This is a genomic window from Lactobacillus sp. CA30L, assembly GCF_059900845.1.
Map to the genome: position 1 here is coordinate 115,689 of NZ_JBWXGB010000001.1, position 25,319 is coordinate 141,007.

General features: G+C 50.9%; 23 protein-coding genes. 21 read left to right on the forward strand and 2 right to left on the reverse strand.

Going from position 1 to position 25,319, the window contains the following annotated elements; genetic code table 11:
• Positions 1-5: 5 nt before the first annotated feature.
• Positions 6-668, reverse strand: coding sequence for a YigZ family protein (locus AC2JF8_RS00580; RefSeq protein ID WP_500760225.1), 663 nt, complete (start codon positions 666-668; stop codon positions 6-8).
• 45 nt (positions 669-713) lie between these two features.
• Between AC2JF8_RS00580 and AC2JF8_RS00585 the strand changes: the two genes are divergently transcribed.
• From AC2JF8_RS00585 to whiA, 17 genes are all read left to right on the forward strand, one after another.
• Positions 714-1,997, forward strand: coding sequence for a helicase-related protein (locus AC2JF8_RS00585; protein ID WP_500760227.1), 1,284 nt, complete (start codon positions 714-716; stop codon positions 1,995-1,997).
• Positions 1,994-2,689 (forward strand): ComF family protein, encoded by a 696-nt coding sequence (locus AC2JF8_RS00590; protein ID WP_500729317.1) that lies wholly within the window; start codon positions 1,994-1,996, stop codon positions 2,687-2,689. The genes AC2JF8_RS00585 and AC2JF8_RS00590 overlap by 4 nt, the downstream gene beginning before the upstream one ends.
• Positions 2,690-2,771: 82 nt before the next feature.
• Positions 2,772-3,326: a ribosome hibernation-promoting factor, HPF/YfiA family gene (gene hpf / locus AC2JF8_RS00595; protein WP_500729318.1), complete on the forward strand. Its 555-nt coding sequence runs from the start codon at positions 2,772-2,774 to the stop codon at positions 3,324-3,326.
• Between the two features lie 126 nt (positions 3,327-3,452).
• On the forward strand, positions 3,453-5,852 hold the full coding sequence (gene secA / locus AC2JF8_RS00600; protein WP_500760230.1) for a preprotein translocase subunit SecA: 2,400 nt from the start codon (positions 3,453-3,455) through the stop codon (positions 5,850-5,852).
• Between the two features lie 69 nt (positions 5,853-5,921).
• Positions 5,922-7,038 (forward strand): peptide chain release factor 2 gene (prfB, locus tag AC2JF8_RS00605; protein WP_500760233.1). Its coding sequence is split into 2 segments (ribosomal slippage): positions 5,922-5,993 and positions 5,995-7,038, totalling 1,116 coding nucleotides; the frame shifts between segments, so codons are not numbered across the junction.
• 8 nt (positions 7,039-7,046) lie between these two features.
• Positions 7,047-7,325, forward strand: a complete 279-nt coding sequence (locus AC2JF8_RS00610; RefSeq protein WP_500729321.1) for a hypothetical protein — start codon at positions 7,047-7,049, stop codon at positions 7,323-7,325.
• 18 nt (positions 7,326-7,343) lie between these two features.
• Positions 7,344-8,306 (forward strand): HPr(Ser) kinase/phosphatase, encoded by a 963-nt coding sequence (hprK, locus tag AC2JF8_RS00615; RefSeq protein WP_500729322.1) that lies wholly within the window; start codon positions 7,344-7,346, stop codon positions 8,304-8,306.
• Positions 8,303-9,139, forward strand: coding sequence for a prolipoprotein diacylglyceryl transferase (gene lgt, locus AC2JF8_RS00620; RefSeq protein ID WP_500760235.1), 837 nt, complete (start codon positions 8,303-8,305; stop codon positions 9,137-9,139). Before hprK ends, lgt begins: the two co-directional genes overlap by 4 nt.
• A 33-nt stretch (positions 9,140-9,172) precedes the next feature.
• Positions 9,173-10,192 (forward strand): NAD(P)H-dependent glycerol-3-phosphate dehydrogenase, encoded by a 1,020-nt coding sequence (locus AC2JF8_RS00625; protein WP_500760238.1) that lies wholly within the window; start codon positions 9,173-9,175, stop codon positions 10,190-10,192.
• 57 nt (positions 10,193-10,249) lie between these two features.
• On the forward strand, positions 10,250-11,176 hold the full coding sequence (trxB, locus tag AC2JF8_RS00630) for a thioredoxin-disulfide reductase (protein ID WP_500729325.1): 927 nt from the start codon (positions 10,250-10,252) through the stop codon (positions 11,174-11,176).
• A 139-nt stretch (positions 11,177-11,315) separates the two neighbouring features.
• Entirely contained in the window at positions 11,316-13,040 is a 1,725-nt protein-coding gene (locus AC2JF8_RS00635) for a phospho-sugar mutase (RefSeq protein WP_500760241.1), read from the forward strand.
• A 96-nt stretch (positions 13,041-13,136) separates the two neighbouring features.
• On the forward strand, positions 13,137-15,176 hold the full coding sequence (gene uvrB / locus AC2JF8_RS00640; RefSeq protein WP_500760243.1) for an excinuclease ABC subunit UvrB: 2,040 nt from the start codon (positions 13,137-13,139) through the stop codon (positions 15,174-15,176).
• Positions 15,166-18,018, forward strand: a complete 2,853-nt coding sequence (gene uvrA, locus AC2JF8_RS00645; RefSeq protein ID WP_500760244.1) for an excinuclease ABC subunit UvrA — start codon at positions 15,166-15,168, stop codon at positions 18,016-18,018. The genes uvrB and uvrA overlap by 11 nt, the downstream gene beginning before the upstream one ends.
• 51 nt (positions 18,019-18,069) lie before the next feature.
• Positions 18,070-18,609, forward strand: a complete 540-nt coding sequence (locus tag AC2JF8_RS00650) for an HdeD family acid-resistance protein (RefSeq protein ID WP_500729329.1) — start codon at positions 18,070-18,072, stop codon at positions 18,607-18,609.
• A gap of 119 nt (positions 18,610-18,728) precedes the next feature.
• Entirely contained in the window at positions 18,729-19,607 is an 879-nt protein-coding gene (gene rapZ / locus AC2JF8_RS00655) for an RNase adapter RapZ (RefSeq protein ID WP_500729330.1), read from the forward strand.
• A gap of 4 nt (positions 19,608-19,611) precedes the next feature.
• On the forward strand, positions 19,612-20,640 hold the full coding sequence (locus AC2JF8_RS00660) for a gluconeogenesis factor YvcK family protein (RefSeq protein ID WP_500729331.1): 1,029 nt from the start codon (positions 19,612-19,614) through the stop codon (positions 20,638-20,640).
• Positions 20,641-20,645: 5 nt separating this feature from the next.
• Positions 20,646-21,581: a DNA-binding protein WhiA gene (gene whiA, locus AC2JF8_RS00665; protein ID WP_500729332.1), complete on the forward strand. Its 936-nt coding sequence runs from the start codon at positions 20,646-20,648 to the stop codon at positions 21,579-21,581.
• 33 nt (positions 21,582-21,614) lie between these two features.
• On the opposite strand, the gene AC2JF8_RS00670 is transcribed toward whiA, so the two are convergent.
• Complete coding sequence (locus AC2JF8_RS00670; protein ID WP_500729333.1) at positions 21,615-22,397, reverse strand: DeoR/GlpR family DNA-binding transcription regulator; 783 nt, start codon at positions 22,395-22,397, stop codon at positions 21,615-21,617.
• A gap of 276 nt (positions 22,398-22,673) precedes the next feature.
• Between AC2JF8_RS00670 and AC2JF8_RS00675 the strand changes: the two genes are divergently transcribed.
• The 4 genes from AC2JF8_RS00675 to AC2JF8_RS00690 are packed head-to-tail and all read left to right on the forward strand — an operon-like array spanning position 22,674 to position 25,313.
• Positions 22,674-23,141, forward strand: coding sequence for a PTS sugar transporter subunit IIA (locus tag AC2JF8_RS00675; RefSeq protein WP_500729334.1), 468 nt, complete (start codon positions 22,674-22,676; stop codon positions 23,139-23,141).
• An 11-nt stretch (positions 23,142-23,152) separates the two neighbouring features.
• Positions 23,153-23,470, forward strand: coding sequence for a PTS sugar transporter subunit IIB (locus tag AC2JF8_RS00680; protein ID WP_500760247.1), 318 nt, complete (start codon positions 23,153-23,155; stop codon positions 23,468-23,470).
• A gap of 20 nt (positions 23,471-23,490) precedes the next feature.
• The gene (locus AC2JF8_RS00685) at positions 23,491-25,035 is read left to right on the forward strand and encodes a PTS galactitol transporter subunit IIC (protein ID WP_500729362.1); all 1,545 of its coding nucleotides are present in this window, start codon (positions 23,491-23,493) and stop codon (positions 25,033-25,035) included.
• Between the two features lie 20 nt (positions 25,036-25,055).
• Positions 25,056-25,313, forward strand: coding sequence for a hypothetical protein (locus AC2JF8_RS00690; protein ID WP_500729336.1), 258 nt, complete (start codon positions 25,056-25,058; stop codon positions 25,311-25,313).
• Positions 25,314-25,319: the final 6 nt, after the last annotated feature.

Below are 25,319 nucleotides of genomic sequence, written 5' to 3' on the forward strand. Positions count from 1 at the left end.
CACCCTTACTGTTCGTGGTAGTTGGTGGCGCTGACCGGGAGCTCATTGTAGCGCCGGTCGCCCAAGGCAAATTCAATCTTGCCGGCCAGGAGGTTGGTCAGCTTGTCCTCAAGGTCCTGCTGGGCGTCTTCATCGATAAAGAGGTGGATGGCGACGTCAACGCCGTAGTCGATGTGGGCAACGAAAATCTGCTCTTGGGTTAAAAAATGCTGGACCTCGTCAAAGCGGCTGTAGGGAACGTGAAAAATGAGCTCCTGCTGCAGGACGCGCTTGACCACCCCGATGGCCTCGACGCCCTTGGTGACGCTGTTTGAATAGGCCCGAATCAGGCCGCCCGCGCCGAGCTTGATCCCGCCGAAGTAGCGCGTGACAATAACGGTCACGTTTTTTAGGTTCATCAGCTGAAGGGCCTTCAGTTCGGGCACGCCCGCGGTCCCGGACGGTTCGCCGTTATCGCTGGCCTTGACGTGCTCGTCGTTGGGCCCAATCGTGTAGGCGTAAGTGTTATGGGTTGCATCGCGGTATTTTTGTGTGGCTCCTTCAATCGCCGCTTCGGCTTCGGCAACTGTCGTGGTTCGCACCAGGGTTGCGATGAAGCGGCTCTTTTTGATGGTCAGCTCGTGGCTGCCGTTTTCTTTAATCGTTAAGTAATTTTGCGTCTCTGGCAAAAGATCTGCCTCCTTTTTGCGTAGTTAATGGTGGAGGGTGAGAGTATGGAAAATTTAACACGCCTCGCCGGCCGCCAGTGGATTAGCCGTCAAGAGGATTTTAGCATAAGAGTGGGACTAACCAAAGTCAGGGCGATTGAAAATGGCCGCTGCAGCCGCTGTGGTGCTACGGTCACCGCCAAGCTGCCCGGCGGACGCTTCTACTGCCGGGCCTGCATCGGAATCGGCCGCGTTGTTGAGGGCGACTGGCTGGTGCGCTGCACAGGCAACGGTGCGTTTCCCCACCTTAAAAACGGCGGCCTGACGTGGAAGGGCCGGCTGACTGCGGGGCAGGAAAAAATTGCCCGCAGCCTGGTGGCTAACCTGGACAAAAAGGAGAGCGTGCTTGTGCATGCCGTTACCGGTGCCGGCAAGACGGAGATGCTCTTCCCCCTGGTTGCCGCGTGTCTGGCCCGCGGGGGCCGCTGCTGCATTGCGACGCCGCGCATCGACGTGGTCAATGAACTGTACCCCCGTTTTCAGGCGGCGTTTGGCGCAGTCGCCATCGGCAAGTACCACGGCCGCGAATTTAAGGAGCCGGGACTAGAGCAGCTGACGATTTGCACGACGCACCAGCTGCTCAAGTTTTTCAGTGCGTTTGACCTGCTGGTCATCGATGAAGCAGATGCTTTTCCCTATGCCGGGGACGAGCAGCTGCACTTTGGGGCACGCAGCGCGGTCAGGGCCGGCGGCATGCGCGTTTACCTCACGGCTACGCCGACTAAAGACCTGCTCCAAGAAGTCGCAGCGGGCCGGATGCAAGTCCTGCGGCTCAACCGCCGCTTTCACGGTGGTCTGCTGCCGGTTCCCCGTGAGCGCTTTTTCCTGCGGCCGTTTTTACAAAGGGGCCGCATCAACGCCCACCTGCTGCGAGAGATTGTGAACGCAATTGCGGCCGGCCACCCCTTGCTGCTCTTTGTTCCGCGGATTGATCAGATTCCGCTCTATTTGGCTGCCCTCAGAAGGGAAGACCGCCTACAGGGCGTTGCGCTTGCCGGGGTGCACGCCCGGGACAAGGACCGCTTGGAAAAGGTGGACGAGTTCCGGTCTGGAAAGCTGCAGCTGCTCGTTACCACGACCATCCTGGAACGCGGCGTCACCTTTAAGAACGTGTGGGTAATCATCGTCCAGGCCGACGACCAGATTTACACCGCATCGAGTCTCGTTCAGATTGCCGGGCGGGTTGGCCGTGCGGCAGACGACCCAACGGGACTTGTGGAGTTTTGCTACCGCAAATACACGGCCAGTATTCGCCGGGCGGTGCGGCAGATCAGGGAGATGAACGAATGAAAAAGTGCCTTCTGTGCGGCCAGGACTTCGTTTTGCCTGTCCCGCTCCTGCGCCTTTTTTCCCGGCACGGGGCTCGTGCGTCCTGTATTTGTGGACGCTGCCTGGCCCGTTTTCGCCGCCTTCCCCAGAAGCGCTGCCGGGTGTGCTCCGGGCAGCTCGAAGACGGACAAGCAGGGATGTGTGCGGATTGCGTGAGGTGGCAAAATATTTACGGCTCCAACCTGTTGCACAACCAGGCCCTCTACCGCTATAACGAGGCCTTTCACGACCTGATGGTCAGATACAAGCGCTACGGGGACTATGTCCTGCGCCACGTTTTGCAGGAATTGTGCTACCGTGAACTGCACAAGCGTCATGCCGATTTTTATGTGCCCGTGCCGACGTCGCCCGAACACAGCGCTAAGCGCCAGTTTGATACGGTCAGTGCCATTTTTGGCGATCTGGTCCACCTGACGCCGATCTTGGGCAAAAAGCCGGGTGGGGGCGCGCAGGGGGAAAAAACACGCCGAGAACGCCTCGAGAGCCAGCAGAATTTTTTTGTTAAAGAAAGGCTTAAGTTTAATTTAAATAATCATAAAGTTCTACTGCTGGATGATATTTATACTACTGGTCGAACGCTGTATCACGCTCGGGACGCGCTTGCAGCGGTTTTTCCAAAAGCCCGCATCATGAGCTTCTCAATTTGCAGGTAGAATTATCTTGTTCTGTGCTTTTAAGTTTTGCTATAATATAGATAACGTAAAACTGCACGAGCAGTTGAAAGGAGAGTCTCATATGTTAAAGTATAATATTCGTGGTGAAAATATTGAGGTAACCGATGCTCTAAGAAGTTACGTTGAGAAGCGACTGAAGAAATTAGAAAAGTATTTCGAGTTGAATCAGGACATGCTTGCCCATGTTAACCTGAAAGTATATCGTGATCACACGGCTAAAGTTGAAGTTACCATCCCACTGCCATACTTGGTATTGCGAGCAGAAGAGACAACTGATGACATGTACCGCAGTATCGACTTTGTTTCCGAGAAGCTGGAGAGACAGATCAGGAAGTTCAAGACGCGCGTCAACCGCAAGAGCCGGGAGAAGGGCATGAACGACTTTTTCGTCGAAGCAGCAGCGGAAGAACAGGATGACGATACAAAGGACAACAGCGAATTTGCTATTGTCCGCAACAAGCATATTGGCCTGAAACCGATGAGTCCAGAAGAGGCAGTTTTACAAATGAACATGCTGGAACACGATTTCTTTGTTTTCCAGGACGCTGAGACCGACGGCACCAGCATTGTTTACCGGAGAAATGATGGCCGCTATGGTTTGATTGAAACAAAATAATAATGTTATTTAGGCGGGGCCTCACCTCTTGTGTGAGGTCTTTGTTTTGTTTATTTTTCATTTAGGGCCAATCATGTTAGAATTATCATGTGTTTTTATACTTTACTACATATAAGGATCGATTAAATGGCAAACATTTTAAAGAAGCTATACAACAACGATAAAAGGGAACTAAAGAAATTCGAAAAGATTGCGGCTCGAGTTGAGAGCCATGCCGATGAATACAGCAAGCTCTCGGACGAGGAGCTAAAGGCCAAGACGCCCGCATTCAGGGAACGGCTGCAGAATGGTGAAAGCTTAGACAGTCTTATGCCTGAAGCATTTGCGGTTGCGCGTGAAGGAGCCAAACGCGTGCTCGGCTTATTTCCGTTCCACGTACAAATCCTGGGTGGCATCGCCCTGCACTTTGGCAACATCGCCGAAATGATGACCGGTGAAGGCAAGACGCTGACCGCAACCATGCCGGTATACCTAAACGCCTTGACGGGAAAAGGCGTGCACGTTGTTACGGTCAACGAATATCTGTCCAGCCGTGACGCCGAGGAAATGGGCCAACTGTACAGGTGGCTCGGCCTAACGGTCGGCCTGAACCTCAATTCAATGTCGCCGGATGAAAAGCGGGAAGCGTACGCCGCGGACGTGACCTATTCAACCAACTCTGAACTCGGCTTCGATTATCTGCGGGACAACATGGTTGTCTACAAGGAGCAGATGGTTCAGCGTGAACTTAACTACGCAATCATCGATGAGGTTGACTCAATCTTGATTGATGAGGCACGTACCCCGTTGATTATTTCTGGCGAAGCGGAGCAGGCCAACGGCGACTATATCCGTGCCGACCGGTTTGTTAAGACGCTGCATGAAGACAAGAGCGACGAGGATGCCGATGACAATGAGGATCACGGTGACTACAAGATTGACTGGCCCACTAAGACAATCTCGCTAACCAGGACGGGTATCGAGAAGGCCTGTGAGCACTTTGGGCTGAAAAACCTGTACGACGTTGAAAACCAAAAGCTGGTCCACCACCTGGACCAGGCTCTGCGGGCTAATTACATTATGCTCAAGGACATTGACTACGTGGTCCAGGAAGGCGAAGTTCTGATTGTCGACTCGTTCACCGGGCGTGTAATGCAGGGTCGGCGCTATTCCGACGGCCTGCACCAGGCAATCGAGGCCAAGGAGGGCGTTCGGATCCAGGAAGAATCCAAGACGCAGGCCACGATTACCTACCAGAATTTCTTTAGGATGTACAAGAAATTATCCGGCATGACCGGTACGGCCAAGACGGAGGAAGAGGAGTTCCGCGAAATCTACAACATGCAGGTCATCACGATTCCGACGAACCGCCCGAAGATCAGGAAGGACCGTTCCGACATTCTGTATCCTACCCTGGACTCCAAGTTTGCCGCAGTTGTTGATGAGATTAAGGAGCGCCACTCTAAGGGGCAGCCGGTTTTGGTTGGTACCGTTGCGGTTGAAAGCTCCGAACGATTGAGCATGCTGCTTAACCAGGAGGGCATTCCGCACGCCGTCTTGAACGCTAAGAACCACGCTAAGGAAGCACAGATTATCATGAATGCGGGTCAGCGCGGTGCCGTTACGATTGCCACTAACATGGCCGGTCGTGGTACCGATATCAAGTTGGGGCCCGGCGTCAAGGAATTGGGCGGTCTGGCTGTTATCGGTACCGAACGGCACGAATCCCGCAGAATCGACAACCAGCTGCGGGGCCGGTCTGGCCGTCAGGGCGACCCGGGCGTAACCCGCTTCTACCTCTCGCTGGAAGATGATTTAATGAAAAGGTTTGGGGGCGATCGGGTCAAGAACTTCCTGGACCGCTTGTCCGATAATGATGACGACAAGGTAATCGAGAGTCGTTTGATCACCCGGCAGGTTGAATCTGCCCAGAAGCGGGTAGAGGGCAACAACTATGACACCCGTAAGCAAACCCTGCAGTACGACGATGTTATGCGTATTCAGCGTGAAATCATTTACGGTGAACGGATGCAGGTCATTAATGAGGAGAACTCACTGAAGGACGTTCTGCTTCCGATGATCCGGCGTACCATTAACAGCCAGGTCGACATGTTCACGCAGGGCGACCGCAGCAAGTGGCGGCTCGATTCGCTGCGCGACTTCATCAGCTCGAGTCTGACAACCGAGGAAAAAGCGGCTGAAATCGACTTCAAGACCATTACGGTGTCGGAGTTAAAGCAAAAACTGTACAATCTGGTAGAGAAGAATTACAAGGAGAAGGAACAGATTCTAGCCGATCCGTCCGAGATGCTCGAATTCGAGAAAGTGGTTATTTTGAGGGTGGTTGACGACCGCTGGACCGACCACATCGATGCCATGGACCAGCTGCGCCAGTCAATCAGCCTGCGGGGTTACGGCCAGCTCAACCCGCTGGTCGAGTACCAGGATTCAGGCTACAACATGTTTGAGGAAATGATTTCAAATATTGAGTTTGACGTGACCCGTCTATTCATGAAGGCTGAGATCAGGCAAAATCTTACCCGTTAAAAGTTAAGGTTGAGGGGAAAGCGGCTGCTTTCCCCTTTTGCTGTAAATTGATTAAGGAGAATATTAGTGATGGAACCAAGCGAAATTCAAAGTGAACTGGACAACTTAAAGAAGCGTCTTGATCACTTTAGGGGGTCTCTTTGACCTCGAAGCGATTAACGAGAGCATTCTGGTCAATGAGAACAAGATGCAGGAGCCTTCTTTTTGGAATAGCCAGGAGAAGGCACAAAAATTAATCAGTGAAAACAACGTGCTGAAGGAGAAGAGGGATTCCTTTTTAAGCCTGCAGGAAAACTACCAAAATGAGGTCACGGCGGTCGAACTGCTCCGCGAGGAGCCGGATGCGGACCTGCAAGAAGAGGTTGAACGCGACCTGCAAAAGCTGCAGGACGAATTTCATGAATATGAGATGGACCTGCTGCTGGCGGGCAAGTATGACAACCACAATGCGCTGCTTGAAATCCACCCCGGGGCCGGGGGCACGGAAGCGATGGACTGGGCCCAGATGCTGCTGCGGATGTACCAGCGCTATGCTGATAGTCGCGGCTTTGCGTTTGAAATCAGCAACTACGAGCCCGGTGAAGAGGCCGGGCTCAAAAGCGTCAGTGCCCGGATCAGCGGCAAAAACGCATACGGACTGCTCAAGTCCGAAAACGGCGTTCACCGCCTGGTGCGGATTTCGCCGTTTGACGCGGCCAAGAGGAGGCACACTTCCTTTGCATCGGTCGAAGTGATTCCCGAGGTTGACGACAGCATTAAGATTGATATTAATCCGAAGGACCTGCGCATTGATGTCTACCGTTCAAGCGGTGCCGGTGGTCAGCATATTAACAAGACTTCTAGCGCGGTGCGGATCACGCACCTGCCAACGGGTTTTGTCACCACCTCACAGGCGCAGCGCTCGCAGCTGCAGAACCGGGAGACGGCGATGAACGAATTGCGGGCCAAGCTTTTTCACCAGGAAGAGGAGAAAAAGCGCCAGCACAAGCAGGAATTGAAGGGCGACCAGAAGGAGATCGGCTGGGGTTCGCAAATCAGGTCCTACGTTTTCCACCCTTATAATTTGGTTAAAGATATGCGCACGGGCTATGAAACGGCCGATACAAGTGGTGTAATGGATGGAAAGTTGCAGCCGTTTGTTTACGCGTACCTGCAATGGCTGCTCGGTCAGGATAATCCGGAATAGGTGATAAAATGAGTTTTTGGGGAATTGTTGGCCTCGTTTTGCTGGCGGTGGTCATCTTAAGTATTTTGTTTGCGGTGTTTCACATTTTGATTATGCTGTTGCCCGCGGTTGTCGTGATTGCAGCGCTTATTTGGCTGATCAACCGCTTTACCAAAAAAGACGACGATAATGCGCCAACTGGTTCACGGTTTGACCAGCAGAATTGGTCCGAACCGTGGGGTGAAAATGGGTCCCAATTGCGGCGCAAGAAGGTCCGTGATGCCGAAACCAAGGATGTGGATAAATAATCTAAGGGGGCAATTGAAATGGCGAAAGCAGTCAAACTGAAAAATTTAATACGTGACAACAAGATTGTGCACGTCGTCCAGGGCAAGCAGTACATTGCGGATAAAGAAATAGTGGTTTCCGATATTTACCGGCCCGGGCTGGAACTGACGGGCTACTTTGATTTTTACCCCAAAAAGCGGATCCAGCTGCTGGGGCGCACGGAGATCTCATACGCCGCCCGGTTGGACCACGAGAGCCTGGTGCACGTTTTTGGCAAGCTGTGCACGGAGGCCACGCCCTGCTTCTTTGTGTCGCGTTCTTTGCGTGTGCCGCCGGAACTGCTGGTTGCTGCGGATGAAGCACACATTCCCATCTTGTCTTCCCACGAGTCGACCACCTACGTTTTGAGCATTCTGACCGAATACCTGCGTGAGCGCCTGGCGGTTCGGGATACGATCCATGGCGTGCTGATTGAGGTCAAGGGCTTAGGCGTTCTGCTCACCGGTGATTCCGGGGTCGGCAAGTCTGAAACGGCACTGGGGCTAATCCACCGCGGGCACCGGCTGATCGCGGACGACCGGGTTGACGTCTACCAGAAGGACGTGGAAACCGTGATGGGCGAGTCGCCGCAGATTCTGAAGCACCTGATGGAGATCCGGGGCATCGGAATCATCGACGTCATGGACCTGTTCGGTGTGGGCGCCGTGAAGAACCGTGAGAGCATCAAGCTGGTGATCAAGCTGGTTAACTGGGACAATAGCGCCAACTATGATCGCCTGGGCTTTGAAGAGAGCAAGCGTGACATCTGCAACGTCGAGGTTCCCCAGGTGACCATTCCGGTCAAGGTGGGACGCAACATGGAGGACATCATCGAGATCGCGGTGATGAATTTCAGGGCAAAGCAGATTGGCTATAATGCAACCGAGACTTTTGACCGCAACCTGAGCAAGCTGATTGCCCAAAATTCCCGGAAAGATGCAGAAAAGGATAATGATAAATGATTCTCACAATCAATCCGGTTGCTTTTACCCTGGGCGGCCTGAGCGTCAAGTGGTATGGCGTCATCATGGCGGTTGCAATTATCCTGGCCGTCTCGATGGCAATCGTGGAGGGCCGCAGGCGGCAAATTGCAAGCGATGATTTCCTCGACCTGTTATTGTGGGGCGTCCCGCTGGGATACGTAGGCGCCCGCGCCTATTACGTAGTTTTCGAGTGGGACTACTACGCCCAGCACCCCGACCAGATTATTGCAATTTGGAACGGCGGGGTCGCTATTTACGGCGGCCTGCTTGCCGGCCTGGTTGTTCTCCTAGTATTTTGTTACCGGCGCATGTTGCCACCCTTTTTAATGCTCGATGTGATTACGCCGGGCGTCATGGCTGCACAGATTCTGGGCCGTTGGGGCAACTTCGTCAACCAAGAAGCACACGGCGGTCCTACCACGCTGCATTTTCTGCAGTCGCTGCACCTGCCGGAGTTTATCATCAGCCAAATGAAAATCGGCGGCGTCTATTACCAGCCCACTTTTTTGTATGAGTCGCTCTTCAACCTTCTGGGGCTGCTCCTCATTCTGGCTCTACGCCACCGCAAGCACCTGTTCAAACAGGGCGAGGTCTGCATGCTTTATGTCGGCTGGTATGCGGTTGTACGCTTTTTCGTTGAGGGGCTGCGGACCGATAGCTTATACTTGGGCGGCGTCATCCGGGTCTCGCAATTGTTGAGCCTGATTTTGTTTATTGTGGTTCTCGGTCTGTTTTGCTACCGCCGCATGGTGGTCAAGCCGAAGTGGTACCTCGATGGCAGCGGCCTGAAGTTTCCGTACACGCGGGATTAGCACAGTATTATTTGAAAGAGAGACGGGAAGAAAATGGTAAAAATTGCAGTTTTAGGAGCCGGATCATGGGGCACTGTTTTGGGTTCGATGCTTGCCGACAACGGTAACGAGGTTGTGCTTTTTGGCAACAATGAAAAGGTTGTCCGTGAAATTAACGAGCACCACACAAACACCCACTACATGAGGAATTGGAGCATCAATACGGCGGCCCGGGCGACAAGCGACCTGCGTCAGGCACTGGATGGGGCAGCAATTGTCCTCTTCGTTTTGCCTACGCAGGCCATTCGCAGCGTTGCCCAGAATGTGGCTGCGGTCATGGCAAAAAGCGGGCAAAAGCCGCTGATCGTGACAGCCACGAAGGGAATCGAACCGGGCTCTAAGAAACTAATCTCGGAGATCCTGGAAGAAGAGCTCTATCCCGCCAATCCGGACCAGATTGTGGCAATTTCTGGTCCAAGTCACGCGGAAAGCGTTGCCGAAAAAGACCTTACCGCCATTTCCTGTGCTTCAACCAGCATGGAAAACGCGCGGCGGGTGCAGGAGCTTTTTTGCAATGACTACTTCCGCCTGTACACCAACAACGACCTGGTGGGAGTCGAGGTGGCCGGTGCGGTCAAAAACGTGATTGCGATTGCAGCCGGCATCCTGGTGGGCAAGCACTACGGTGATGACGCCAAGGCGGCACTGATGACCCGGGGCTTAGCCGAAATAACGCGCCTGGGCGTCAATTATTTTGGGGCCAAGCCGCTGACCTTCAGCGGTCTTGCGGGCATCGGCGATTTGATTGTGACCTGCACCTCGGTCAACTCGCGCAATTGGCGCTGTGGCAAGCAGCTCGGCGAGGGCAAGAGCCTGGACTACGTGCTCAAGAACATGGGGCAGGTGGTCGAAGGCGCTACTACCGTCAAGGCGGTTCACGAGTTGTGTCAGGAAAAGCAGATTGACATGCCAATCAGCGAAGCGATTTACCGCGTTATGTATAAAGGTGCCAACGTTGATGACGAGATTACGCGGATGATGGGCAGAAGTCCCAAACAGGAAATTAGACTTTAGTCCAGGGTTATAGTATTATTTACTTACTAAAAATAAGAATGATACAGGGAGAAAAACATGACAAAAAAATATGACGTAATCATCATTGGTGCAGGACCCGGTGGATTAACCGCGGCCTTATATGCTTCCCGGGCCAACTTGGCAGTTTTGCTCCTTGACCGTGGTCTTTACGGCGGTCAGATGAATAATACGGATGCAATTGACAACTACCCGGGGTTCAGCGAGATTAAGGGGCCGGAACTCGGCGAAAAGATGTATAACTCAATCATGCGCTTCGGCACCGAGTTTGAGTACGGTGACGTGCAGTCGGTGACGGTAGACGGCACCGATAAGATTGTCAAGACCGATACGGGTGAATATAGTGCGCCGGCACTGATCATTGCCACCGGTGCTGACCACAGTCACCTGGGCGTTCCCGGCGAGGAGGAATATTCGGGCAAGGGCGTTTCCTACTGTGCCGTCTGTGACGCTGCTTTCTTCAAGGATGAGGACATCACGGTTATCGGCGGGGGCGACTCCGCAATTGAAGAGGGGATTTACCTCGCCCAGAGCGCGAAGTCAGTGACGGTGATCCACCGGCGCGACCAGCTGCGTGCCCAGCCGACACTGCAGAAGCGCGCCTTTGCGAACGAGAAGATGCACTTCATTTGGAACGGCCTGACCGAGTCAATTGATGGCGACGGCAAGCGGGTGACCGGTGTTACCTACAAGGATAAGGAAACGGGCGAAGAAAAGAAGCTGGCAACGCACGGCGTCTTTATTTACGTCGGCGTGATCCCGCAGACCGCTCCCTTCAAGGAGTTAGGCATCACCGATGAAAAGGGCTGGATACCGACCGATGAGCACATGAAGACGAAGGTCAGCGGCATTTTTGCACTCGGTGACGTTCGGGCCAAGGACCTGCGCCAGATTGCCAATGCCGTCGGTGATGGCAGCATTGCTGGCCAGGAGGCTTACAACTACCTGCAGGAACTAAATGATTAATAAAGAATAATTAAAGAACTCAGTTTGAAGGCTGAATTCTTTTTTATTTTGCAGATAGCGCGATCGATAAATGCTAGAATAAGAGTTATCAAAATGAAATAGCACAATAATTTTACGATAGAATCGAGGACTAAGCTCCATGAGCGCAGAAGAAATTTTTCGAAAATGGCAGCAAGCACCGCACATGCCCGATTACCTGCGGGACCAGCTGGCTGAATTAGGGCAAGACCACCAGTGGATTGAGGATGCGTTCGGGCAGGACATCAACTTTGGCACCGCGGGAATGCGGGGAAGGCTTGAACCGGGCACCAACCGGATTAACCTGTTTACGGTTGGCCGCGTTACCGAGGGTCTCGCCCGTCTGATCGATGAAGAAGGCGCCCAGGCGCAAAGGCGCGGCGTGGTGATTTCTTTTGATTCCCGTTACCATTCGCGCGACTTTGCCGAGCATGCAGCCCGGGTTCTGGGTGCACACGGCATTCACGTTTACCTCTTCGATGACCTGCGCCCAACCCCAGAATTGTCTTACGCGGTCCGCCACCTGCACACTTACGCCGGCATCAATATCACCGCTTCCCATAACGCCAAGCAGTATAACGGCTACAAGGTTTACGGCGCGGATGGGGCCCAGATGGGACCGGAAAATGCGGACCGGGTTTTTGACTACATGCAAAAGGTGGACGACATCTTTGGCGTTGAGGCTGCTCCCGTTGAGCGCCTCCGCGCTCAGGGAATTCTGCAGCTGATCGGCGAGGATCTTGATGAAGCCTACCTGGACGAATTAAAAACCGTCAATGTCAACCACCAGTTAATCAGGGAAAACGCGGACCGCCTAACGCTAATCTACACGCCACTCCACGGCACGGGCAAGATGCTCTATGAGCGCGCGTTTAGACGGGGCGGTTTTACCAACGTCATCCCCGTACCGAGCCAGTCCATCGTTGATCCCGAATTTCCGACGACCAAAAAGCCAAACCCGGAATACCGCGACGTCTTTGACCCGGGCATTGAACTCGCCGATGCCAAGGGGGCAGATCTGATTATCGCAACGGATCCCGATGCCGACCGCATGGGCGCGTGCGTCAGGACGAAGGACGGCAGTTTTCAGGTCTTGACGGGGAACCAGATTGCGACCCTCATGATTTACTACCTGCTGGTTAACCTGAAAAATAGCGGCCGGCTGAGTGCTGACTTTGAGCTCGTTACCTCGGTGGTTTCCAGCAGCATGCCACTTAAGATTGCACGCGCTTTCGGCATCAAAACCAAGTCCGTTCTTACCGGATTCAAGTTTATCGGCGAGGAAATCGACCGCATGAACAAGGAGCACGACGGCAAATTTTTGATGGGGTTCGAGGAAAGCTACGGCTACCTCTTCAAGCCCTTCGCGCGCGACAAGGATGCGATGCAGGGCGCGCTTATGTTTGCCGAGGTGGCAGCTTACTATGCATCCCGTGGCATGACCGTTCTTGACGGCCTCCAGGAAATTTGGCAAAAGTACGGCACGTCCTACGAAATTACGCGGGCGGTTGAGATGCCCGGCATCGGCGGCCAGAAGAAGATGGTGGCACTCATGGCCAACTTGCGCAGCAGGCACTTAGACGCGGTTGCCGGCGTCAAGGTAGTCAAGACGCAGGACTTTTGGACCCAAGTGGAAACGGCGGCGGGGCAGGAAACGCCCCTTGCTGGCCTGCCGAAGTCGAATGTCCTGAAGTATTACCTCGAAGACGAAACCTGGCTTGCGCTGCGCCCGTCTGGCACCGAACCGGTTATTAAGGTTTACGTTGGCGTCAACAAGCCCGACATCAAAACCGCGATGGCGGCCGCGGCCGGCTACCAGGATGCTCTGGCGCAGCTGCTCAGGTAAAGCAAATAATGTGCGAAAATACGTTCGGTGGAGTAAAATATACCTGTGAATTAAAAGTTGGACTTTTCGTCCAACTTTTTTACGAGGAGCGAATCTATGATTAAAAGACAAGATAAACGCAAATTTGAACTTGTGTCCAAGTTTAAGCCGGCGGGCGACCAGAAACAGGCAATCGATCAACTGACGGCTGGTTTTAAAAAGGGTTATAAGGAACAGATCCTTGAGGGGGCCACGGGGACGGGCAAGACCTTCACGATGGCCAACGTTATTGCCCGGCTGAACAAGCCGACGCTGGTGATTTCGCATAACAAGACCCTCGTGGGGCAGCTCTACGGTGAATTCAAGGAGTTTTTCCCGCACAATGCGGTTGACTACTTCGTCTCATACTACGACTACTACCAGCCCGAGGCCTACGTGCCCCAGTCCGACACGTACATCGAAAAGGACTCGGCGATCAACGATGAGATTGACCAGCTGCGCCACCAGGCGACTAGCGACCTCATGGAGCGCAACGACGTCATTGTGGTGGCGTCCGTGTCCTGCATCTATGGGCTAGGGGACCCGCATGAGTATGCGGCCAGCGTGATTACCATCCATGAGGGCGACGATTACGGCAGGAACGTTTTATTGCGCAACCTGGTCAACATCCAGTACGACCGCAACGATATTGACTTCCAGCGTGGACGTTTTCGCGTACGCGGAGACGTTGTCGAAGTCTTTCCGGCGGGCAACTCCAACCACGCCTACCGGATTGAGTTTTTTGGCGATGAAATCGACCGTATCGTTGAAGTGGACTCACTGACCGGCGAGGTGATTGGGGAGCGGGAAAGCATCTCGCTGTTTCCCGCAACGCACTTCATGACCAACGATGAGCAACTGCGCCGGGCACTCAAGGCTATTTCGCAGGAAATGAAAATCCAGGTAAAGGATTTTGAGGGGCAGGGCAAGCTGCTTGAGGCCGAACGGATCAAGCAGCGGACCACGTTTGACATGGAAATGATGGGTGAGGTCGGCTACACCAACGGGATTGAAAATTACTCACGGCACATGGAGGGGCGCAAGGAGGGCGAGCCGCCGTATACCCTGCTCGACTTCTTCCCCGATGACTTTTTGATTCTGATTGACGAGTCGCACGCCACGATGCCAGAGATTCGCGCAATGTACAACGGTGACCGCAACCGGAAGAAGACGTTGATCGACTATGGCTTTCGTTTGCCCTCTGCGCTTGATAACCGGCCGCTTAAATTAGAGGAATTTGAAAAGCACGTCCGGCAGATTATGTACGTGTCGGCAACGCCGGGCGACTACGAGTTGGCCCGCACCGACCACAAGGTGGAGCAGATTATCAGGCCGACCGGACTGCTCGACCCCCAAATAGAGGTTCGGCCGGTCGAGGGCCAGATTGACGACCTGGTGGGCGAGATCAACCAGCGCATTGAGAACAACGAGCGTGTTTTCGTCACGACCTTAACCAAAAAGATGTCGGAAGACCTGACCGACTACCTCAAGGACCTCGGCATCAAGGTGCAGTACCTGCACTCCGACGTTAAGACGCTGGAACGGATGCAGATCCTGCGGGATTTGCGCCTGGGCAAGTATGATGTCCTGATTGGGATCAACCTCTTGCGTGAGGGCATCGACGTCCCGGAGGTTTCCCTGGTCGCAATCCTCGACGCGGACAAGGAAGGCTTTTTGCGTGCCTACCGGCCGCTCGTACAAACGATGGGTCGGACCGCGCGCAACGCCCACGGCGAGGTCATCATGTACGCCGATACGATCACGGACTCGATGCGCCAAGCCATTGAGGCAACCAGGAGAAGGCGCAAGCTGCAAATTAAGTTTAATGAGGAACACGGCATGACGCCGCAGACGATTGTCAAACCGATCCGGGACGTCATCTCTGCCACCAAGGTAGCGGAAGTGGCTGATAGCGACAGTTTTGCCGACCTGAACTTCGACGAATTAACCGCCAAGCAGAAGAAAGACATGATCAAAGACCTGCGCAAGCAGATGCAGGATGCGGCCAAGAAGCTGGACTTCGAAGGTGCTGCCACGCTGCGCGACGCAATCATGGAACTTGAAAGTTCAACGCGCAAACCGATTAAGAAAAAGGGAAAAACACTAAATGGTAAATGATAAAATTGTTATCCGTGGTGCACGGGAACATAACCTGAAGAATATTAGCCTGTCGATTCCCAAGGACAAGTTAGTTGTAATTACGGGCCTGTCGGGTTCGGGCAAGAGCTCGCTGGCCTTCGATACGCTGTACGCGGAAGGACGCAGGCGGTATGTGCAGTCGCTGTCGAGTTATGCCCGGCAGTTTTTGGGGCAGATGGACAAGCCGGACGTCGATTCAATCGACGGGCTGAATCCGGCCATTTCAATTGACCAGAAGACGACCTCGCACAATCCGCGCTCTACGGTTGGAACGGTCACGGAAATCAACGACTACCTGCGTCTGCTCTGGGCCCGGGTAGGGCACCCGCTGTGTCCCAATGACGGGACGCCAATCGAACGCCAGTCGGTTGAACAGATGGTTAACCGCATCTTGGCCCTGCCAGAACGCAGCCGGATTCAGCTCTTGGCCCCCGTGATTAGGGCAAAGCGGGGTGCGCACAAGGAGGTGTTCAAGCGGGTGCAGCGGGCCGGTTACGTGCGCGTGATTGTTGACGGCGAGATGCACGAGATTGGCGAGGATTTTGACCTCGATAAGAACAAGCGGCACACAATCGACATCGTGGTCGACCGGTTGATTGTCAAGGATGGTATCCGGTCGCGGCTGTTCGATTCGGTCGAAGCCGCATTGCGTCTGTCGGACGGCTACATGAACGTTGACGTCATTGGCGGTGAGACGCTGAACTTTTCGGAATACTACGCCTGTCCCCAGTGCGGGTTCACGGTGGGCGAGATGGAGCCCCGGCTCTTTTCCTTCAATGCCCCCTTTGGTGCCTGTCCGGACTGCGATGGACTGGGCGTCAAGCTGGCCGTTGACGAGGACCTGGTGGTTCCTGACCGTGCCAAAACGCTGGCTGCAGGTGCGCTTGTCCCCTGGAAAAACTCCAAATATTACACTGCGATGCTAGAGCAGGCCTGTGAGGCACTCAAGATCCCACTCGACAAGCCCTTTAACAAGCTGACAGCCAAGCAGCAGATGACGATTTTGCACGGCTCTGACAAGAAAATCAAGTTCCACGTTACCGGCGACTTTGGCGTGAACGATGCCACTGCGCCCTTCGAAGGCGTGATGGACAACGTGGAGCGGCGCTACTTGCACCCGATGTCGAAGTTCATGCGGGATGCAATGGGCAAGTACATGACGGAGCTCACGTGTGCCACGTGCCACGGTAAAAGGCTGAACCGCAAGGCGCTAGCCGTCAAGGTGATGGGCAGAGACATTGCGGAAGCATCGGAATTGCCCATCAACCGTGCACTCGACTTCTTTGGCAAGATTGACCTCAATGAACAGGAGACCGCTATTGCCAAGCCGATCTTAAAGGAAGTGCGGGACCGCTTAAACTTTTTAAACAGCGTCGGACTCGATTACCTGACGCTGTCGCGGTCGGCCAATACCCTGTCGGGCGGCGAGGCCCAGCGGATACGGCTAGCCACGCAGATTGGTTCCAACTTGTCGGGCGTTATGTACGTGCTTGATGAACCGTCCATCGGGCTGCACCAGCGCGATAATGACCGCCTGATTGCGGCCCTTAAGCGGATGCGCGATCTGGGCAACTCCCTGATTGTGGTTGAGCACGATGACGAGACGATGAAGCAGGCTGATTACCTGATCGACATGGGTCCCGGTGCGGGCGCGAATGGCGGCGAGGTGATGGCAGCTGGCAGTCCGCAGGAAGTTGAAAAAAGTGCTCGGTCACTGACGGGGCAGTACCTGGCCGGTAAAAAGTTTGTGCCGGTGCCGCTGAAGCGGCGCAAGGGCAGCGGCAAGAAAATTACCGTGAAGGGTGCGGCCGAAAATAACCTGAAGAACCTCAAGGTGGACTTTCCGCTCGGCAAGTTTGTAGTGGTGTCGGGCGTTTCTGGCTCCGGCAAGTCGACGCTGGTCAACACAATCCTGAAGCGGGCACTGGCCCAAAAATTAAACCGCAACCAGACGAAGCCGGGCAAGTACAAGTCGATTACGGGCTACAAGAACATCGAAAAGATCATCGACATCGACCAGAGCCCGATTGGCAGGACGCCGCGCAGCAACCCCGCCACCTACACCGGCGTTTTTGACGATATCAGGGCGCTCTTTGCCCAGACCAACGAGGCCAAGCTGCGGGGTTACACTAAGGCCCGCTTCTCCTTCAATGTCAAGGGCGGCCGCTGCGAGGCCTGCCACGGCGATGGCATTATCAAGATCGAAATGAACTTTTTGCCCGACGTTTATGTGCCATGCGAGGTCTGCCACGGCAGCCGCTACAACTCGGAAACGATGGAAGTCACTTACCGCAAGAAAAATATTGCGCAGGTCCTGGATATGACCATTAGCGAATCCTGCGACTTTTTCAAGAACATCCCCAAGATTGCCCGCAAGCTGCAGACGATTGTTGACGTTGGTCTGGGCTACGTCAAGCTGGGCCAGTCGGCCACGACGCTGTCCGGCGGCGAGGCCCAACGAATGAAGCTGGCTGCGGAACTGCAAAAGCTGTCAACGGGCAATAATTTTTACATCCTGGACGAGCCGACCACTGGTCTGCATACGGATGACATCAAGCGCTTGCTTGAGGTTCTGCAGCGGCTTGTTGACCAGGGCAATACCGTTTTGGTGATTGAGCACAACCTGGACGTGATTAAAAATGCGGACTGGCTCATCGACATGGGACCTGAAGGCGGTGAAGGAGGCGGCGAAGTTGTTGCCACGGGTACCCCGGAGCAGCTCGCTACCGTCAAAAAGAGCTACACCGGGCAGTACCTTAAGCCGATTCTCGAGCGGGATACGGCTCTCACCAGGCGTGCAACTAAGAATTCAATCCAATAGTATTCATTTAATTTGGATAAAGAGTAAAATAGTCCACAAGGAGGAAAAAAGATGGATAATTTTAGTTTCGGGGAGAAGCGGGGCTTTAACTGGGCCGCCTTCATTTCCGGTGTATTAATGATAGTTGCCGGCTTATTCTTAATCCGTCATCCCGGTACGGCTCTGCACGCGTTTGTGCTGCTGTTTGCCATTCTGTCGATTGTGCAGGGATTTGTTTGGCTGGCGATTTACAGCCGCTTCCGCTACTTGATACCGAACAGCTGGTTGTCAATTGTTTCGGGGGTTTTGGATATTCTCATCGGCATCATGTTTCTTTATTCATACGATGCTGGTGGCCTCACGATTGCGTACCTGTTTGCCTTCTGGTTTCTGTTTGACTCAATCTCGGGGATCATCTTTTCGTGGCACCTGCGCAACGTTTCCAGCATCTACTCGTGGATGAACATAATATTGAATGTACTCGGATTGCTGATTGCGGTCAGTCTGATGTTCAATCCTGCCTTGTCCGCCTTGACGCTGATCTGGCTCGTGTCGTTTTGGCTGCTTATTTTTGGGCTAAACGAAATTGTGGCAGCCTTCGTCAACCGCTAGGCAAAGATAATAAAGCAATAATAAAAGTTCGTAAAGAGCTTTTTTTTTGCATAAACTTTGCATAAAAAAGTTGTGAAACGCCCGGTATGTTATAATTTTTGTAATGGGAGGCTGGCAATATGGCTGATGATAAAAAACAGTTGTTGATTGTGACGGGGATGAGTGGTGCAGGCAAGACCGTGGCCGCACATGCGCTCGAAGATATGGGCTACTTTGTCGTTGATAATTTGCCTCCGACGCTGCTTCCAAGCTTCTGGAGTTTAATTGTTGATTCGGATGACTTCACGAAGGTGGCCGTGGTGCTGGACTTGCGAATCAAGAGTTTCTATAAGGACCTGCTCGATGAAGTGAATTCGCTCGAGGACAATGGCAGCGTCCAGACTCGTATTGTGTTTTTAAATGCATCTGATGATACCCTGGTTGCCCGTTACAAGGAAACGCGCCGGGTGCCCCCGCTTGGTTCTGGCGGCCGGCTCCTTGACAGTATTAAGAACGAACGGCAGATCTTGACGGGCATTAAGAATCGGGCAAACGACATCATTGACACTTCCGAATTGAGTTCCAAGGAGCTAAAGCAAAAGCTCATCGCGGAGTTCAGCGGCAAGCAAAAGCAGGAGTTTGCAATCGAAGTGATGTCTTTTGGTTTTAAGTACGGGATGCCGATCGATGCCGACATCGTGATGGATGTCCGCTTTTTGCCCAACCCCTTTTATATTCCGGAACTGCGCCCGTTTACGGGACTGGACAAGCGCGTCTTTGACTATGTTATGGATAAAAAAGAAACGGTGACTTTCTACCGGAAGCTGCTTGATCTCATCCAGAGTGCGCTGCCTGGCTATATCAAAGAGGGAAAGAGCAAGTTGACGATTGCCATTGGCTGCACGGGCGGCCAGCACCGCAGCGTAGCAATCGCCCAGCAGCTAGCCCATGATCTAGCCCAGAATTACGCAGTTGATATCACGCACCGCGAAATTAGCCGGTATACGAAGAAAAGGTGAAAAAATGGTTTATAAGAATAACAAAACGGGCAGAGCCGCCACCGGCAAGCGGCCACGGGTAGTTGTAATTGGTGGCGGCACGGGCTTGCCCGTAGTGCTAAATGCACTAAAGGACAAGGATGCCGAAATAACAGCAATTGTGGCCGTATCTGATGATGGGGGCTCGTCGGGCTCGATTCGCAACTTCATTAACGTGGTTCCGCCTGGTGACATTCGCAACGTCCTTGTTTCCTTGAGCAATATTTCCCAAGAAGCAAAAGACATCTTTCAGTACCGCTTTGATTCATCGGACTCCTTTTTTTCAGGCCATGCGATTGGCAACCTGGTTATTGCGGCCCTCAATGAGATGCACGGCAATATTTTTGACGCCGTCCAGTCACTGTCCCAAATGATGAACGTGGACGGCCATGTGTATCCGGCGTCCAATGAACCCCTGACCTTGAACGCCGAGTTTATCGATGGCACCGTTCAGTCTGGTGAAAAGGAAATCACCGATATGGACAAGCGCATCAAGCGCATCTGGGTTACCAATACCAATTCAGATTCCGCACCCGAAGCCGTTGCCCCCGTTTTGGCGGCAATCATGCAGGCCGATGCCGTTGTTTTGGGTCCGGGCAGCCTGTTTACGTCCATCCTGCCGAACCTCATGATCCCCAATCTGGGCGAAGCCGTCCGTAAGACCCGGGCAGAGGTGATCTACATCTGCAACATCATGACCCAGCTCGGCGAGACCGACCACTTTTCGGACCGGGACCACGTGGCGGTAATCAACAAGCACCTTGGCGGCCACTACATCGACACGACCCTGGTCAATGGTGCCAAGATTGACATGGGGAAGTTCAACCCCAGCGACTACGATGCGTACATGGAGCCGGTTAAGAATGATTTCGCGGGTTTGCGCGCAGAGGGCTGCCGCGTGATCACCGACGACTTCATTGATCAGCGCAGCGGACTAGTGTTCCATGACGGCAAAAAAGTGGCGCGCGAGGTTATCAACCTGGCCTTCGCCGCGATGGCACGCAGAAAGGAATAGCGGATATGGCAAGCTATGCTAGCGGGGTGAAGAAGGAACTTACGGCGCTGCCGATTCATTCCGAGCACGCCAAGGCGGAACTGGCCGCCTTTCTGCGTATGAACGGCGTGCTTAACTACCATGATCACCAGTTCAGTCTGGATATCACGACCGAAAACCCGGCGATTGCGCGGCGCATCTTCTCACTGATCAAGAGCGCGTACCGGATTGAGCCGCTCCTAATCGTGTCGCGCAAGATGAAGCTGAAGAAGAACAACCAGTACCTGGTACGTTTGCAGACGCACGTGCGCGAAGTATTGGCCAACCTGGAAATACTGTCGCCGTCCGCGGGTCTCATTACCAGGATTCCCAAGCGGATTACCGCATCACGCGAGGGGGCGATGTCGTACTTGCGCGGTGCTTTTCTGGCCAGCGGCAGCGTCAATAACCCCGCAACGAGCCGCTATCACCTTGAGGTTTATTCGGCTTACGAAGACCACAACGATGACCTGCTTGAACTGATGAATCATTACTTTAACCTGAATGCCAAGAGCACTAAGCGCCGGCGGGGCTACATCGTTTACGTTAAGGAAGCCGAAAAAATCGGCGACTTTCTCCACATTGTCGGCGCCCTGAATGCCATGCTGGCCTTCGAAGACCTGCGCATCATGCGCGACATGCGCAACTCGGTCAACCGCCTCGTCAATTGTGACACGGCCAACCTTAAGAAGACGGCAACGGCGGCCGCCAAGCAGGTTGAGGACATTGAGCTGATTGAGCGCAAAATCGGCCTGGACAATATTCCCGAAAAGTTGCAGGGTCTGGCCCGTCTGCGTCTTGCCAACCCCGAATTGTCGCTGAAAGAAGTGGCCGAGCAGGTGCCGGATGGTCCCATTTCCAAGTCGGGAGCCAACCACCGGTTTCAGAAGCTGCATGAATTGGCCAAGAGCCTGGGCGAATAAAAAAGAATCCTTCACTGGTGAAGGGTTCTTTTTTTAGTGGCTTGAGGCAACAATCAGTTCAATTCCGCTATGGGCGATGCTTCTAACTATGTCTTTTGCGGGGACTTTATCGGTAATAATGGTTTGAATTTTATCTGATTCAAAGTCAGAAAGCAGGATATAGTCGTTTTTGCCAAATTTACTGTGATCAATCAAGAAAATAGTTTTTTGTGCACGATTAATAGCAGCTCTTTTCATGAAAGTTTGGTTTTCATCAGCCATATAAATTCCTCTGCTGTCAATGGAACTACATGAAAGAAAAGTCAAATTTGGGCGATAATTATGATTTAAATCATCAATTGCTTTGGGTCCTAGAATGGAGTTAGAACGGTAGGAAACTTGGCCCCCTAGTACTGATAAGTCAATGTTTTTAAGCTGCGTAACCTCGTCAACAATGTTAATGTTGTTAGTAATTACATGAATATTTTTTTTTCCTGCAAAATATTTTGGTAGAAAAGTTAATGTTGACGAACCGTCAAGAAAAATTGCAGCACCATCAGTAATTAATTCTGCAGCATATTTACAAAGTTTGTTTTTAATCGTAACATTTTCACTTTTTCTAGTTGCATATGCTATTTCAACGTTAGAATTTTCTAGCAAGCTAACGTATCCATGGGTGCGCTGAACTGTATTAGTGGCCTGGAGGCTAATAAGGTCCCTTCGTAAAGTAGAAATGCTTATTCCAAGTTCTTTTTGTAGAACATTAGTACTAATTCTCTTGTTGTGAGCTAAAATTTCAATTATTTTCTGTAGTCGATCGGCCTTAGATATATTCAAAATTACTCCTCCTAAATTTCTGAGAGTGAACCTTATTGGTTCTCTTTTTTTCGTTTGGATATGTTTAATTATAGCGTTTACAGCGACTAAATAAATTTAAATAGCAAGTTATCATGCAAAAAAATATTATATATCTTATTTGATTGAATTTTTTTGAACTATTTATTTTTGCAATAAAAAATAAATACTATTGCTAATCTATTGAAAGCGTTTTATAATATTATGTGTAAAATAAAAGTTCATAAAAGTTCAAACAAATGAACAAAGGAGGAAAAGATGAGTGAATATGCCGACTTGTTTACAAAAGAATTAATTTTTGAAGGAGTTGATGCTACAGATAGAGATGATTTATATCAAACAATTGCACGGAAACTTACTGAATCTGGAGTAACGAAATCGAGCTATTTTGATGCTCTGTGCAAAAGGGAGGATGAGTTTCCTACGGGATTAGAAACGCAATATCTTCCCATAGCTTTGCCACATGCAAATCCAGAAAATGTTAACAAAGCTTTTATTGCGGTTGTAAAAACTAAAAAAGAAATTGTTATGAAACAGATGGGCACTGACGAGGAGATGAGTACCAGAAATTTCTTCTTTTTGGGAATTGTTAAAGAAAAACAAGAATTGCAGGTTAAATTGCTGCAACGGTTTATGCAATTAATGAATGATAAAAATTTTGTTGATGGCTTTAAAAGGCTAGATGAACCAGCCAAAGTATATAAGTATTTAGTTGATAGATTTTGAAGGAGATTATCATGTTAAAAATTGTCGTTGCATGTGGAAGTGGAATTGCTACTAGTGAAACAGTCGTTGGCTCTGTGAAATCATTTTTGGAAAAGCACCAAGTTAGAGGGGTAGAAGTCGAGGCTACAGACTTTAAGCAATTGGCAAGTGTTTTATCAAACTACGATATCTATGTTTGGCTGGCAAAACCAACTCCGGAAATTCATGGTATTTGTCAAAAAGAAGGTATACCTGAAATAAATGGTGTCGATATCTTAACGGGATCCAAAGGTGACAAAACATATTTGGAACTTGTTAATGCAATGATGTCTTTGAAAAGTCTGGCTTAAAAGAAAGGAGATGAATGCAAATGGAAATACTAAAAAATATTGTTAATTATGTTTTAAATTTGGGTGCTGCTGTTTTTGTACCCTTGATTATGTTCATAATTTCAATAATTGCACGATTAAAGTTAAGCAAGGCTGTAAAGGCGTCTTTAACTTTGGGTGTTGCCTTTAGTGGAATGACGTTGGTTGTCAACTACATGACGGATTCAATTTCGCCTGCAGCTAAAGCCATGTCAAAAATGTTGCATTTGAGTTTAAACGCAATTGATCAGGGATGGCCAGGAGTAGCAGCTATTACGTGGTCATACAAGGCCGCATTTCTATTCTTTCCATTTTTACTATTAATTAATTTCGTTATGTTAACTTTTAACTGGACGAAAACATTGAACGTTGATATGTGGAATGTTTGGAATAAAATATTCACCTATGTTGTTGTGCTATATTTTACACATAACGCATTTTACGGATTTATTGTTGCAGGTATTCAAATTGTTCTAGAGCTCAAAGCTGGTGATATGTGGCAAAGGCATATTGAGGACATGACCGGGATTCCTGGAGTGACTGTTCCGCACTTTATAACATTATTTGCAGTAGTTTTAATGCCACTGAATAAGTTATTAGATTTCATTCCAATTATGAATAAGCCAGCGGACGCTAATGCTATTCAAAAGAAAATTGGTATTTTCGCAGATAATTCAGTTATGGGTGCAATTATTGGGGTCTTGCTAGGCTTTGGAGCGGGATATTCTGTTTCTGGTTCATTAAAATTGGCAATCGAAGCCGCTGCAGCGATGACAATGTTTCCTATGATTTCTAAATTATTTATGGAGGCTTTGAATCCTATTGCGAGTGCTATGAACGATATGATGAAAAAGCATTTCAAGGGTCGTCAAGTTTTCATTGGATTAGATTGGCCAATTCTTGCAGGTCGTAATGAGCTATGGGTTACTGTTATTATTCTTGTACCCGTTATGTTAATTATGGCAATGTTTTTACCTGGAAATACCGTTTTGCCATTTGCAGGAATTATTAATTTATCATTCGTAGTTGCTGCGCTTCTCTTAACTGGCGCTAACTTGTGGCGGATGCTTACCTTGGGAATTATAACTACACCATTGTTCTTATATGGCGCTACGTATTTTGCGCCTGTTATAACTAATTTAGCGAAGTCTACGGGAGCAGTTCATGTGAGTGCTGGTCAGCAACTCTCTTGGTCAACTTTTGAAGGACCAGATTTTAGATTGTTTTTTGCGCAGGCTTTTAATGGTAAGTGGTGGGCCATTGTTGCGGCACTGGTTTGGCTTCTAATTTTCATTTGGCTATATAAAGATCAAAACAAAGTAGCGTTACCAAGTAAACGTTATGCCACTAATCTGAATTTAGTTGATGAAAGTATTGTGCTTGATTCATCGAACAGTGCAGAACCGGTAAATAATAGTTGGACAATTTCTAATATTGACGGACTAGACTTTGCCAATGTGCATAAAAGAAAGTCAGATGTCCAATTTAAAAGAAAATTCAATTTGTCTGATATTGATAATACAGATTTTAGCAATTTTAATGGCTGATTATGAAGGAAAGTGTTTACATGAAAAACAAAACTTCCCTTTCTAAGGCTTATTCAAAAATTTGGTGGTCATTTGCGCTGTTCATCAATGTAATTCTGACAATTCAAGCAATAGTAACAGAAAATATTTTGGGTTGTATAAGTGTAACTTTATTTGGTCTGTTTATTGCAAAATACGGAGATCCAGTTATTTTTGCAAAGTATAATCAACAAAGGGAAATTAGATATCAAAAAGCACGTGCTAAAAGTAAACAATTAAAAAGAAATAGAAAAGGATAAAATAAA

What these genes read in the sequence shown, in the direction of transcription:
- AC2JF8_RS00585 (WP_500760227.1), top strand. Translation starts at nt 714, where the DNA reads ATGGAAAATTTAACACGCCTCGCCGGCCGCCAGTGGATTAGCCGTCAA.
- AC2JF8_RS00590 (WP_500729317.1), top strand. Translation starts at nt 1,994, where the DNA reads ATGAAAAAGTGCCTTCTGTGCGGCCAGGACTTCGTTTTGCCTGTCCCG.
- hpf (WP_500729318.1), top strand. Translation starts at nt 2,772, where the DNA reads ATGTTAAAGTATAATATTCGTGGTGAAAATATTGAGGTAACCGATGCT.
- secA (WP_500760230.1), top strand. Translation starts at nt 3,453, where the DNA reads ATGGCAAACATTTTAAAGAAGCTATACAACAACGATAAAAGGGAACTA.
- AC2JF8_RS00610 (WP_500729321.1), top strand. Translation starts at nt 7,047, where the DNA reads ATGAGTTTTTGGGGAATTGTTGGCCTCGTTTTGCTGGCGGTGGTCATC.
- hprK (WP_500729322.1), top strand. Translation starts at nt 7,344, where the DNA reads ATGGCGAAAGCAGTCAAACTGAAAAATTTAATACGTGACAACAAGATT.
- lgt (WP_500760235.1), top strand. Translation starts at nt 8,303, where the DNA reads ATGATTCTCACAATCAATCCGGTTGCTTTTACCCTGGGCGGCCTGAGC.
- AC2JF8_RS00625 (WP_500760238.1), top strand. Translation starts at nt 9,173, where the DNA reads ATGGTAAAAATTGCAGTTTTAGGAGCCGGATCATGGGGCACTGTTTTG.
- trxB (WP_500729325.1), top strand. Translation starts at nt 10,250, where the DNA reads ATGACAAAAAAATATGACGTAATCATCATTGGTGCAGGACCCGGTGGA.
- AC2JF8_RS00635 (WP_500760241.1), top strand. Translation starts at nt 11,316, where the DNA reads ATGAGCGCAGAAGAAATTTTTCGAAAATGGCAGCAAGCACCGCACATG.
- uvrB (WP_500760243.1), top strand. Translation starts at nt 13,137, where the DNA reads ATGATTAAAAGACAAGATAAACGCAAATTTGAACTTGTGTCCAAGTTT.
- uvrA (WP_500760244.1), top strand. Translation starts at nt 15,166, where the DNA reads ATGGTAAATGATAAAATTGTTATCCGTGGTGCACGGGAACATAACCTG.
- AC2JF8_RS00650 (WP_500729329.1), top strand. Translation starts at nt 18,070, where the DNA reads ATGGATAATTTTAGTTTCGGGGAGAAGCGGGGCTTTAACTGGGCCGCC.
- rapZ (WP_500729330.1), top strand. Translation starts at nt 18,729, where the DNA reads ATGGCTGATGATAAAAAACAGTTGTTGATTGTGACGGGGATGAGTGGT.
- AC2JF8_RS00660 (WP_500729331.1), top strand. Translation starts at nt 19,612, where the DNA reads ATGGTTTATAAGAATAACAAAACGGGCAGAGCCGCCACCGGCAAGCGG.
- whiA (WP_500729332.1), top strand. Translation starts at nt 20,646, where the DNA reads ATGGCAAGCTATGCTAGCGGGGTGAAGAAGGAACTTACGGCGCTGCCG.
- AC2JF8_RS00675 (WP_500729334.1), top strand. Translation starts at nt 22,674, where the DNA reads ATGAGTGAATATGCCGACTTGTTTACAAAAGAATTAATTTTTGAAGGA.
- AC2JF8_RS00680 (WP_500760247.1), top strand. Translation starts at nt 23,153, where the DNA reads ATGTTAAAAATTGTCGTTGCATGTGGAAGTGGAATTGCTACTAGTGAA.
- AC2JF8_RS00685 (WP_500729362.1), top strand. Translation starts at nt 23,491, where the DNA reads ATGGAAATACTAAAAAATATTGTTAATTATGTTTTAAATTTGGGTGCT.
- AC2JF8_RS00690 (WP_500729336.1), top strand. Translation starts at nt 25,056, where the DNA reads ATGAAAAACAAAACTTCCCTTTCTAAGGCTTATTCAAAAATTTGGTGG.